The sequence below is a fragment of the Blautia sp. ZXY-1-B12 genome (assembly GCF_056339915.1).
On sequence record NZ_JBWJVP010000126.1, the window covers coordinates 1 to 2,370 of the forward strand.

1 protein-coding gene and 1 pseudogene are annotated in these 2,370 nt (G+C 42.9%); both read left to right on the forward strand.

All coding sequences use genetic code 11. From position 1 onward, the window contains the following. Positions 1-890 (forward strand): annotated as a pseudogene (locus AC075L_RS07160) (nucleoside recognition domain-containing protein); the annotation flags it as partial. Between the two features lie 544 nt (positions 891-1,434). Then, a partial coding sequence (locus tag AC075L_RS07165) for a DHH family phosphoesterase (protein ID WP_476387447.1) occupies positions 1,435-2,370 on the forward strand: 936 nt, incomplete at its 3' end.

Genomic DNA, 2,370 nt, shown 5'->3' on the forward strand with positions numbered 1-2,370 from the left:
TTTCTTCCTGTCTCTTATGGAAGACAGCGGATACGTTGCACGTGTTGCTTTTGTGATGGACAAACTTCTGCGTAAGATCGGCCTTTCAGGAAGAAGCATTGTGCCAATGCTGATTGGATTCGGATGTACGGTTCCGGCTGTTATGGCCACACGTACACTTACAAGTGAGCGTGACAGAAAGATGACGATTTTGCTGACTCCATTTTATGAGCTGTACTGCGAAGCTGCCGATTTATTCTTTCTTTGTAAGTGCTTTTTTCCCGAAGAAGGGCGGATTTATTATGGCAGGTCTTTACCTGCTTGGAATTTTGGTGGGAATCCTGGCGGCATTTTTGTATAACAGAACTCTTTTCAAGGGAGATCCCGTACCGTTTGTCATGGAACTTCCCAATTACCGGCTGCCGGGAGCAAGGAATGTAGGTCAGCTTTTGTGGGAAAAAGCAAAAGATTTCCTGCAGAGAGCGTTTTCTATTATCCTGCTTGCATCAATGATAATCTGGTTCCTGCAGAGCTTTGATCTGCATTTAAATCTTGTAAAAGATTCTGCAGACAGTATTCTGGCAATGGTGGCGGGAGTCCTGGCACCTATATTTAAACCGATCGGACTGGGAGACTGGAGAATCTGTACAGCTCTTATCAGCGGATTTATGGCAAAAGAGAGCGTGGTATCTACTCTGGAAGTACTTTTCAGTGGAAATATTGCCTCTGTACTGACTCCGCTGGCAGCAGCATCCCTGCTGGTATTCAGTTTACTCTATACACCATGTGTGGCGGCTATCGCTTCGATCAAACGTGAAATGGGCAGTAAATGGGCTGTTGGTGTTGTGGTATGGCAGTGTGTGATTGCCTGGGTGGCTGCACTGATCGTACATCTGATAGGGATGATCTGATTTTATTAATTCGCTTTTATAGAAAAACCGATGGATTTGACTGTTTTCAGTCATCACCATCGGTTTTTTTCAGTTCCTCAACTGAGAGGCTTTTATCTGATTAGTACTGTCCGCCCTGGGAACCACTGGACATCTGTCTTTCCTGGGCTTCGATCATCTTTTTCATAATAATATCAGAACAACTTTCCCTGAATTTCCAGTTTGATGGGAGGTGATCTGATTTTCTAGCAGAAAATTAGATTACTATTTTTGATATGACAATCTCTTTATGGGTTTCATTATAGTACAGAAACCCTGAAAAAACTATAGAAATCTTACGAAATTGCTATAGTTTTTTAAAAAGAGACAAGTGGTCTCTTTTGTCTCTTTTGGTTCTATAGCAATTCCGCAAAATAATGCAATCTGTAATGAATTTTGGCCACGTTACTGTGAACGGAGTGAACAGTAACGAATTTTGGCTTGTATGTGCCCACAACTTGCTATCTGATCTGTTAGATGATAAAATTAAAATATAACAGGGAAGTGATATACGAAGGAGATAGGAATGACAGAGTTTAATTTTGATACTGTTTTTGATGAAACCATGCAGACGCACAATCTGGACACTGTAGTGATTCTGGGACACTTAAATCCGGATGGCGATGCTGCCGGATCGGTGATGAGCCTTGCGCACTATATCCATGTCAATTATCCACAATACAGGGTGTTTCCATATCTTGCAAAAACGCTGGAGCGCGGTCCGAAAAAGATGGTCGTGGAAGATAAGATATTTGTTCCTTTTGAGATGCCGGACATATCCGGAAAACAATATTGTGTCATAGTCTGTGATAATGCAACTCTGGAGCGTATGATCGGATTGGAATATTACCAAAATGCCGCTGCCAGCATTGTTGTTGATCATCATGCTTCCAATGAAGGATACGGAGATGTGAACTGGACAAAGGTTTCTGAGGCGTGTGCGGAAAATGTATACCATATGCTTTCTTCCGAACTGCTTCTAAATGCAGCCCAAAAAGAAGCGTACCCCAATGCCGCAGATTATATTTACCTTGGCATCCTGCATGATACCGGAGGACTGGCAAGGGCAAACCAGGGTATTTTTCAGGCAGTAGCTGATCTGATGGCTATGGGAGTTGACCATGGCAGGATTATGAAAACCTTACACAGTGATACCCTGGACATTCTGTACAAAAGAGCCGATATTCTTCATGGAGCAGTACGTGCGATGGATGGCCGGGTTGCCTATGTTATTATGGGACAGAAGGAAATTGCCGAAAAAGATATCACATACGAAGACATCCACTGTATCAGCACCATCCTGCGCGATTGCGACGATATTGAACTTGGTTTTACCATGTATGAGGAAGAAGAAAACGGGTGGAGATGTTCTTTCCGTTCAGACGGGAAATGGATCAATGTTAATGAACTGTTGAAACCTTTTGGCGGTGGAGGACATATCTCCGCAGCAGGATTAAAATAT